This is a genomic window from Fibrobacter sp. UWR4 (assembly GCF_003149045.1).
In the GTDB taxonomy this organism is placed as follows: domain Bacteria; phylum Fibrobacterota; class Fibrobacteria; order Fibrobacterales; family Fibrobacteraceae; genus Fibrobacter.
The window spans coordinates 1-10168 of sequence record NZ_QGDU01000060.1; the positions used below are offsets into that span (position 1 = coordinate 1).

7 protein-coding genes and 1 pseudogene are annotated in these 10168 nt (G+C 48.2%); all 8 read left to right on the top strand.

The features are described 5' to 3' along the window. Positions 1–723: pseudogene (locus BGX12_RS14670) on the top strand (hypothetical protein); the annotation flags it as partial. Then, on the top strand, positions 669–1934 hold the full coding sequence (locus BGX12_RS15365) for a hypothetical protein (RefSeq protein WP_146196374.1): 1266 nt from the start codon (positions 669–671) through the stop codon (positions 1932–1934). The pseudogene BGX12_RS14670 and the gene BGX12_RS15365, both read left to right, overlap by 55 nt. Then, positions 1835–2356 (top strand): FISUMP domain-containing protein, encoded by a 522-nt coding sequence (locus BGX12_RS14680; RefSeq protein WP_158278279.1) that lies wholly within the window; start codon positions 1835–1837, stop codon positions 2354–2356. Before BGX12_RS15365 ends, BGX12_RS14680 begins: the two co-directional genes overlap by 100 nt. Before the next feature lie 141 nt (positions 2357–2497). Beyond that, positions 2498–3445 (top strand): malate dehydrogenase, encoded by a 948-nt coding sequence (gene mdh, locus BGX12_RS14685; protein ID WP_109736781.1) that lies wholly within the window; start codon positions 2498–2500, stop codon positions 3443–3445. 361 nt (positions 3446–3806) lie between these two features. Beyond that, entirely contained in the window at positions 3807–5180 is a 1374-nt protein-coding gene (locus BGX12_RS14690) for an anaerobic C4-dicarboxylate transporter (protein ID WP_109736782.1), read from the top strand. 87 nt (positions 5181–5267) lie between these two features. Then, complete coding sequence (locus BGX12_RS14695) at positions 5268–6089, top strand: mechanosensitive ion channel family protein (protein WP_146196375.1); 822 nt, start codon at positions 5268–5270, stop codon at positions 6087–6089. A 122-nt stretch (positions 6090–6211) separates the two neighbouring features. Continuing rightward, positions 6212–8347, top strand: coding sequence for a family 43 glycosylhydrolase (locus tag BGX12_RS14700; RefSeq protein ID WP_233246418.1), 2136 nt, complete (start codon positions 6212–6214; stop codon positions 8345–8347). An 18-nt stretch (positions 8348–8365) separates the two neighbouring features. Then, the gene (locus BGX12_RS14705) at positions 8366–10030 is read left to right on the top strand and encodes a glycoside hydrolase family 43 protein (protein WP_109736785.1); all 1665 of its coding nucleotides are present in this window, start codon (positions 8366–8368) and stop codon (positions 10028–10030) included. Positions 10031–10168: the final 138 nt, after the last annotated feature.

Genomic DNA, 10168 nt, shown 5'->3' on the forward strand with positions numbered 1-10168 from the left:
GACGGTAAGGATGGGGTCAACGGCACCGACGGTAAAGATGGTGTAGACGGTAAGGATGGGGTCAACGGCACCGACGGTAAAGATGGTGTAGACGGTAAGGATGGGGTCAACGGCACCGACGGTAAAGATGGTGTAGACGGTAAGGATGGGGTCAACGGCACCGACGGTAAAGATGGTGTAGACGGTAAGGATGGGGTCAACGGCACCGACGGTAAAGATGGTGTAGACGGCAAGGACGGTGTCAACGGCACCGACGGTAAAGATGGTGTAGACGGTAAGGATGGTCTGAGTTGTTCTGGTGAATATCGTGAGGACGAAAAGGGAATCGATATTTACTGTGGCAAGGATTTTGTGGGAACGATTTGGAATGGAACCGATGGTCAGGCCGGTAGCAATGGTGGTACCACTGCAAGTATTGATTTTAATAAGGCCGAACATGTGGAGATTGGCGATACCGTATGGAGTTATTCCGATTCCTTGTTGATTCGTATTAGCGATAACGATATCCTGGCTAAAAAGGAAACCGTTGAAGTTACTGTGACCAGTACCTCTGATTCCAAGGGAATTGTGCTGACTGCAGAACTTAGGGACGGTTTCTACTATGCCATGCTGTCTTCGCTCAGAAGAGTTCTGGATCCAGGACGATCAAGGTGCAGGATGGGGATAACGTGGTTATTAGCTACAAGGATGAAAACCCTGAAAGAGTCATTAAACGCAATGTAGCCTTTATCCTAGCTTCCAGGAATGAACGGGACTTCATCTCCCTGGATAAACCTTGGTATTACGGGGACAGCGCCGAAGTGGTTGTTACCGTTAATGATAAGAATGCCGAAGGAGATTCCATACAGGTATCCATGATTTTGTGCTATAACGACGGCTATGAATGTCATTATACAGAAAATGAGGGCGGCTTCGGTACCTATGACGCCCATCTCAAGCTTGCTGGTGCAGGTGGCCTTTATAAAGGAAGTTTTTTTGTTGTGAATGAAGGTAAGAATCACGATAACTACTTCTATTCTGATCCTGCGAAAATTTTGACAGTTGATGTGCGATATACCTTTAAAGATGAAAAAAAGACATTTGAAAACGTAACTGTCTACTGGAAGAAAAATGCCGATAGCCGAGTGGAGTTTGATGCGGATCGATATAACCAGGCTTCCAAGGGACATTTCTATGTCTATGACGAAGGTTGCGGTAAGGACTCCGTAGAGGTGACGATCTCCAGTAAGGTAAAAGGCGATGAAATCCGCGCTGTTGCTTACAGATATAAGGATTACTTCTATGGAGAATTCCTTATGAATGGCCTCAAGAATGATGGTGTTCTGGCCATTGATGAAAAGGACACCATTCTTATTCAGTATAAAGATGCAACGTTAGGGACTGTATCAAAGGATATGGCTAAGGCTGGATTCGCTCTTTACGCAACGGTATCTTTCGGTGATTCCCTGTATATGGATGTTACTGACAAGGCCGTCTTGAAACTAGTGGATGAAAGCCTTACCGAAAACGATGCGGTGACTATTCGGGTTTCGTCAGAATCTGATTTTTATGGCGTACTGGTTGATATGTATACGGTTCCTGGTGGAGATGGTACGGAGCGTATCGGTTACGTTGAATTCACGAAGGATCCCGAGGTTGTAGGTGCAGAAAACTTCGAGAAAAAAGTCTTTGTGAAGGATAAGGAAAATCTTCTTGCGTCCTATAGTACCAATCGATTGTCTTCCACGACCAAGTGGTTTGAGGCAAAGGCCTTCTGGGCCGACAAGAATACGTGCTTTATAGACAAGCGTGATGGCAGAGCCTATAAATCGTTACCATGGGAGACCAGGTTTGGATGGCGGAAAACCTTGCGTACGGAGATGGAAAATTCTACGATAACGATTCTATCAAGTACAGTTCTTACGGAAAGCTTTACACCTGGGCGCAGGCTTTAGATACTGCAGAAGCGATTTGTGGGGTGAGTCGTTGTAAAATAAAACGCCCGTATAAGGGTGCTTGCCCTTCTGGTTGGCATTTGCCGAGTCTGGATGAGTTCAAAACCCTTCTTGGTTTTGTGAGTGGTTTCTCGGAATATGGTTCGTCGGCGGCACTTTTGAAAACTACCTACGGATGGTCTTATAACGCATCTACCGAAGGTGGCAAGGACCGCTGGGGCTTTGGCGTTTTCCCCATAGGGTATTATTCCAGTTCATCAAATTTTAAAGGCAAGGGCGAGCAGGCGTATTTCTGGCTGGATGAAGATGTCTCTACGACTACAGCCAAGACTATGTATTTCTCTAATCATTCGGACGTAATTCTTGATACGGAAGAGTATAAGACGTATGGCTACTCTATTCGATGTGTCAAGGATGAGTAAATTGAGCCTCCGGGGGCAGTTTGGCTTCTTATTTACTTGATATTTCGTCACAGCGGTCCCTTTGGGACGTTGTTTCTTTACCAAAATAGTGCTATATTTTAGGCGTAAATTTTTCAACACCTTATTAAGGAAGGTAAAATCATGGCAAGAAAGAAGATTGCACTCGTTGGTGCTGGTCAGATTGGTGGTACTATGGCTCTCGTCCTCGCTCAGAAGCAGCTGGGTGACGTGGTCCTCATCGATATTCCGATGACTGAAGGTATGCCGAAGGGTAAGGCTCTCGACATTATGGAAGGCCGCTCCGTTATGGGCACTTCCTGCAACCTCTCCGGTTCTACCAACTATGACGATATCGCTGGTGCAGACGTCGTTATCGTTACCGCTGGCGTTCCCCGTAAGCCGGGCATGAGCCGTGACGACCTCCTGGGCATCAACTGCGGCGTTATCAAGGACGTGGGCCTCAAGATCAAGGAACTCGCTCCCAACGCATTCGTTATCGTTATCACCAACCCGCTGGACGCAATGGTGTACAACATGCAGAAGGTTACCGGCTTCGATTCCTCCAAGGTGATCGGTATGGCTGGCGTTCTCGACTCTTCTCGTCTCGCTTGCTTCGTTGCTATGGAACTGGGCGTTTCTGCTGAAGACGTTAAGGCAATCGTTATGGGCGGCCACGGTGACACCATGGTTTCCCTCTACGACTGCGTCTCCGTCGGTGGCATTCCTCTGCCGCAGCTCATGAGCAAGGAAAAGTTCGACGAACTTGCTGCTCGTACTGCTAACGCTGGTGGCGAAATCGTTTCTCTCCTCGTTCGTGGCTCTGCATTCTACAGCCCGGCAACTTCCGCTATCAAGATGGCTGAAGCTTACCTCCTGGACAAGAAGAGCGTTCTCACCTGCGCTGTCAAGCTGAACGACGAATACCAGGGTAAGGGCAAGGGCCTCTACTGTGGCGTTCCCTGCGTGATCGGCGCAAACGGTGTCGAAAAGATCTTCGAAGTTAAGATGAACGACGCTGAAATGGCTGCTTTCGAAAAGTCTATCGAAGCTTGCAAGAAGAACGCTGAATGGGTTGACGCAAACACCTAATCAGATGTAAGGGGCGTTGCCCTTTAGAACCCTTAGAAAAAGACTCTGCTGAATAAGCAGAGTCTTTTTTTATGGATTTTATGGGTAAAAAGACTTAAAGACAATGGATTTACCCATAAAAAATCGAGAAAAGTCTTGGTGCAATCTCAAATACTTGGCGGTGTTATGGGTAAAAAAGGGCGTGATAGCTCGTTTTACCCATAAAACGGTTCCTGTTTTATGTTTTGGGTTATAGATAAATTAAAAATCTGTGGGTAAAATTGAACGCCGTAAACCCATTTACCCACAAAAAAGTTAAGCTACTCATCGCTTTTCATTAAAAATTTTGATTAGTTTCCTTTCTATAAATAAGGAGGTTTCTATGACTGCTGTGATGATTATTCAGCTTTTGATTGTGCTGGCTGCCCTTTATGTGGGCTCCCGTTATGGTAGCCTTGCCTTGGGTGCGATTTCGGGTATTGGCCTTGCCATTCTGGTGCTGGGCTTTGGCATGGCTCCGGGTAAGCCGCCTACCGATGTTATCTACATCATCATTGCCGCTGTGACCTGCGCTGGTATTATGCAGGCTGCTGGCGGTATGGATTGGCTGATTCAGCTGGCGGAAAAGCTTCTCCGAAAGCACCCGAACCAGGTGATTTTCCTGGCTCCGCTTTGCACCTTCTTCCTTACGGTTCTTGTGGGCACGGGCCATGTGGTTTACACCTTGATGCCTATTATCTGCGACATTTCCCTGAAGAAGGGCATCCGTCCGGAGCGCCCCTGTGCTGTAGCATCCGTTGCGTCCCAGGTGGGCATTACCTGTTCTCCCATTGCGGCAGCGGTGGCGTCCTTCGTGGTGATTTCCAACGCCAACGGTTTTGAAATCAACAACCTTCAGGTGATTGCGGTGACCATTCCCGCTTGCCTTTGTGGTTTGGCTGCTGCTGCTGCCGTCAGCTACAAGCGCGGTCTTGACTTGGATAAGGATCCCGCTTTCCAGGCACGCTTGAAAGACCCTCAGATGAAGGAATACATGTACGGTAACACCGCCTCCCTCTTGGACAAGGAAGTCTCCAAGGAAGCACGCCGTTCCGTGTACATCTTCCTTATTGCTCTTGCTGTGATTGTGATGTTCTCTGTATTCCAGATTGCAGGTCATGATATTCGCCCCGTGGTTCCCACCGGAAAAATTGTGGATGGCGTGGCCCAGATGAAGCCCATCGGCATGAATATTATCATCCAGATTGTGATGATTTCCGCAGCGGCTTTCATGATTATTCTTTGCAAGGCTCAGCCCAAGAAGGCTGTGGCTGGTGCTGTTTGGCAGTCCGGCATGGTGGCGGTGGTTGCAATTTACGGTATTGCCTGGCTTGCCGATACCTACTTCGCCAACTACATGGATGTGATGCAGGGCGGCCTGAAGGACATTGTTCAGCATTATCCCTGGGCAATCGCCTTTGCCTTCTTTGCCGTGTCTGTGCTGATCAATTCCCAGGGCGCCGTGGTGGTGGCCATGCTCCCGCTGGCTTACAGCCTGGGCATCGAAGGCGCTGTGCTTCTGGGTGTGCTTCCCAGTGTTTACGGCTATTTCTTCATTCCCAACTATCCGTCCGACATTGCAACGGTGAACTTTGACCGTTCCGGCACCACGGTGATCGGTAAGTACCTGCTGAACCACAGTTTCATGCTGCCTGGCCTTACCAGCGTCATTGTTTCTACCATCGTGGGCAGCCTTATCGTGAAGGTTTTCTTCTAAAATTCCGCGAAAATAAGGATTTTTTCAAATCCCGGAGGATTGTTCCTGCCGGGATATTTTTGTCTTGAAAATTTCTAAATTGGGGTCGTGGAAAAATTACAAGCATATTTAACTGAATACCCTATCGTGAAGCAAGTGCTTCTGGTCATCCTCGTCTTTTTGGCGGTGAAGGTTTTTGTCTGGTCCTTTAGGAAATTTTTGGTCCGTATGTCCAAGAGGGGGATGGACCCTGCCGCAATTCCTCTTATTACGGACTTGGTCAAATATGTGGTGTATATTTCCGGGTTGATTATCGCCCTGAACATTTTCGGGGTGAATACCACGGGAATTGTGGCCATGATCAGTGCCGCAAGCCTTGCCATCGGGTTTGCCCTGAAGGATACTCTTTCCAATATTGCGTCTGGTATTGTACTTTTGTTCCTGAAGCCTTTTAAGGCGGGGGATTTGATTGAATGTGGTTCCATTAGGGGAAAAATTCTTGGAATCGGCCTGTTCAACACTACTTTGGAAACTTTAGACGGCCTGTACGTTTCTGCACCGAACAGCTCCCTTTGGGGCGCTCCCATCGTGAATTTCAGCAAAAATCCCCATAGAAGGCTGGATATCACGGTTGGCGTGTCTTACGATTCCTCCCTGGATCTGGTTATGGCCCGTCTTCGTGAGATGGTGGAGGCGGAGGCTCATTTCCTCAAGGACCCCGCTCCTGCTTTCTTTGTATCAGCCTTGGAAGATAGCGCCGTGAATGTTACGGTCCGGGTTTGGGTGAATTCCGGCGATTATGGGACCTTGCTTCAGAGGTACAATGAGGCCATCAAGCGCCTGTTTGATGAAAATGGCATCGAAATTCCCTATCCGCAGAGGGTGATTCACGTCCACGGAGACGGTTCAACGGTTTCAATCGAAAAGTAAACCAAAATACGGGCAGGAAATTCCTGCTTTTTTTTGTAAACAAAATGTAGACTTTTAAATATTGTAAAATGTCTACATTTTTGATTTTGATGTAGAAATATGTGGCTAATGTGGACTTTTTAATGTATATTATTAAACATAACAACAAGGATGTGTTTATGGGTGTTGCAAATTTCAAGTCTTTTGCCTTTCTGTTTGGCACTGCTATGGTGGCTCAGAGTGTTTGCGCTGCCGATTGGTACGCCAAGGATAATCTCCAGCCGGGTCACGACCCCAGTATGGTCCGCTTTGAAGATGGCTATGCCCTCATGACCACCAACAACCAGCTTTCCCTCTGGACTTCCGAGGACATGGTTTCCTGGAAGGCTCATGGCAAGACCATGACCACGTTTCCCCAGTGGATCTATACTTACGCTCCAACCATGGAAGATGTGTGGGCTCCTGACATTTATTACATGAATGGGGAATTCCGCGTGTATTATTGCGGTTCCGTGTTTGGCAAGCGTACTTCCGCCATTGGCTATACTGCATCCAAGTCCATTGTGCCGGGTACGGCTGGCTATGGCTGGCAGGACCGTGGACATGTGTTCCATACGGTAGCCACCGACAAGTATAACGCCATCGATGCTGATGTGGTGAAGACTACCGATGGCGAATACTGGATGGCTTTCGGTTCCTTTGGCCTTGGCATTCAGCTGATTAAGTTGGATCCCGTCAGCGGTTTCCAGGCTAGCGATAACAAGACTGTTTATAACATCGCTCGTCGTGTAAGTTCCGCAAGTGGCGGTGCCGAAGAAGGCCCTAGCCTCATTGAACATAACGGACAGTACTTCTTGTTTACCGCTTGGGACAAGTGCTGCCAGCAGGGCACAAACATCGAACAGACCACTTACAAGACTGCTTATGGTCGTGCCGACAAGGTGACGGGTCCGTATCTGGATCGCGCTGGTAAGGATATGGCAACTGGTGGTGGTACAATTGTTCTTGAACGTTATGGTCGTTATGTGGGCCCGGGCGGTGGTGAACCGTTCCAGGACGTGAACCGCGTCCGCTTTGTGCATCACTATTACGACAATGCTGGCGACAAGTACAACCACATCCATATTCGCGATATTGTGTTCACTGACGACAACTGGGCCGAAATGGGTCAGCCTTTCTTTGGCCGCTACCTGAGTGCCGAAGCGGAACACGGCGTCTTGACTCGTGCTGTTTCGGGTGACTTGGCGGTGACCCGCGGAACCAAGGCATCGGGAAGCGAATACTTGGGCTACATCAATACCAAGGGTTCTGTAATCCACTTGCCTATGAACATTATGCAGGCGGGTGAATACATTTTGCGTTACCGTTATGCAAATGGCGGTACAGGCACTGCAACCCATAGCGTTACTGTAAACGGCAAGGCCCAGAATGTGAAGTTGCCTTCTACAGGTACCTGGGGCGAATTCCCCGAAAATTCCGTGGTGATGATTCCTGCGACCTTAAAGCGCGGCGGCAACTTCATTGACGTGAGCCCCGTTCCTGATGGCGAGAACTTCGCGGAACTGGACCGTATCGACTTCCTCCGCGTCATTCGCGATACTATTCCCGGCAACGGCTTCGATAACGGTATCCGCGTTCGCCTGAATGAAAAGGACGAGTTGGCCATGAAGGATGGCGGCTATGCCATTTTCGAAAACGTCATTACGGATTCAATCGTTTCTAACAAAGTAAGCGTCCAGGTGAAGAACGCTTCTGGTAAGTTGAGCCTGCGTACAGGTTCCAAGTCTGGTACTGTGGTTTCTGAATGCGACCTGAGCAAGGGTGTTGCTGCCGCTGGTGGCTGGAGTGTGGTGGAATGTTCTCCTCTTGGCGGCGAGAAGAAGTTGGCTGGAATCCAGGATTTCTACCTCACAGCAAGCGGCGTTTCTGGCGAAGTGGCTGTGGGCAATATGATGTTCAAGGCCGAACCTGCACCGGTATCTAGTTCCAGCGAAGCAAAGGTTGAATCCTCCAGCTCCATGAATGAAGTTGTCGAAAGCAGCAGCTCTGCTGGTACGGATGCTATCATGGCTGGTTCTATTGCTAAGGCAGGATTTTCCGTTTCCCGTATGGATGGTGTTTACAGTGTTCGTTTGAATCGTACTGGTGTTCAGAAGATTTACCTGCTGAATTCTATGGGACAGCTGGTGGCAACCCGTAACGTAAACGGTGCTGTGGCCGGTACTGAAATTCGCTTTGAAAATCTGCCTAAGGGAAATTTCGTAGTCCGCGTGAAGTAAAAGGGACTTGGGATGAATATGAAAACTTGTTTGGGGGTTACTGCTTGTGCTATGGTTGGTGTGGTCTCCATTGCACAGGCAGCTAATCCTATCACAACTGCATTTTATTCTGCTGATGCGGCTGCTCTTGTTCATAACGATAGCCTGTTTATTTTTGCAGGTCATGATGAGCAGGGACCTCAGGGAAATAACAATAAGTTCTTCTTGATGAACGACTGGCATGTGCTGGTAACCGACGATATGGAAAACTATCACGATTACGGTGCAGTGCTTAGCTATAAAACTTTCAAGTGGGCGGATGCCAGCGCTTTTGCCGGACATTGTGAATACCGTAACGGAAAGTTCTACTGGTATGTGGCTGTTCATCATGGCTCCATCAAGCAGGATGAAGGCTTTGCTATTGGCGTTGCCGTGGCGGATCATCCGTCTGGTCCGTGGAAAGATGCTTTGGGCCATGCCTTGATTACAGACTTGACTGAAAACGATGTTGCGTTGAATATTGACCCCGCTATTTTCTACGATGGCGATGATATCTGGATGTATTGGGGTTCCTGGAACGCTGGCCGACGCGTAAAACTGAAAGAGAACATGATTGAGCTTGCCGGCACTCCCGAAGACATTAAGATTAAGGATTTCTTCGAAGCTCCCTGGATGCACAAGTTCCGTGGCAATTACTATTTCAGTTACGCTTCCGGTTATCCTTCTACTACCAACTATTCTATGGCGCCCTCCATTAATGGCCCTTGGACCCAGAAGGGAGTCATCAACGCCAAGGAAGATAATTCTGAGACCAACCACCAGGCCATATTCAAGTACATGGGCCACTGGTACTTTATGCACCATGGAGCCAACGCTCCCGGTGGCTGGACTTATCGCCGTTCCGTGAACATTGACTATCTGTACTATGATCGTGATGGAAACATTCAGAAGATCGCTCGTACCGACGGTGTAGACAAAGTAAATAACGCCTTAATCAAGGATGGTGGCTACCGCTTGACTGTAAGCCATAGCAACTTGGCCCTGCAGGATAACGATGACATGGTGGTCCAACAGGTGGCTGACGAAAAGTCTGAAAATCAGCTTTGGGTTGTGGCGGCAGGTTCCAAGGCCCGCCACTATACTCTGCAGAATTTTGGAACTAAGAAATATTATTGTCCGTCCAATACCCTGCTGGATACGGTTCGTACGAGCGCAACTCCTTGCGAAATCCGCATCGAGAACGCTTCCGAGAAGAAGGGCTATTTCCTGTTCGCCAATTATGACGATGACTATCTGGGTGATATCCTGAATATTTCCAAGGATCCTGGCATGCCCATCATTACTTGGGTTCGTACTGGTACTGATAATCAGAAGATTCAGTTTAAGGCTGCAGAATTGCCTAAGGTACCCGAAAGTTCCTCCAGTGTCATTCCGAGCGAAGGCGAAGAATCTAAAAATTGCGAAGACTCCAATGACGAAAACTGCAAAACGGGATTGCGTTTGAAGGTCGAGAAACCTTCTATGAACTACGACATGTCTGCCGGGATTGTCCGCCTAGCAAATGACTCTCATTGGACTATTTTCAGCCTGAACGGCAATGTTGTTCAGTGCGGGTTTGGCTCGCAGGTCATGATGAAGGATATGCCCAAGGGATCCTATCTTGTGCGGGTTGGACGCGAAACTTTGAAAGTTGTGAATCCGTAATTTTTGAATTGGTAATATAAGAGCCTGCTGAAAAATGCAGGCTCTTTTTTGTATAACTGAAAACTACCGGCTAGGCCGGTAGTTCCGTAAAAGCCTTCTGGCGGTCATGAAAAAAGAAATCCTTTGATTAATATTGAA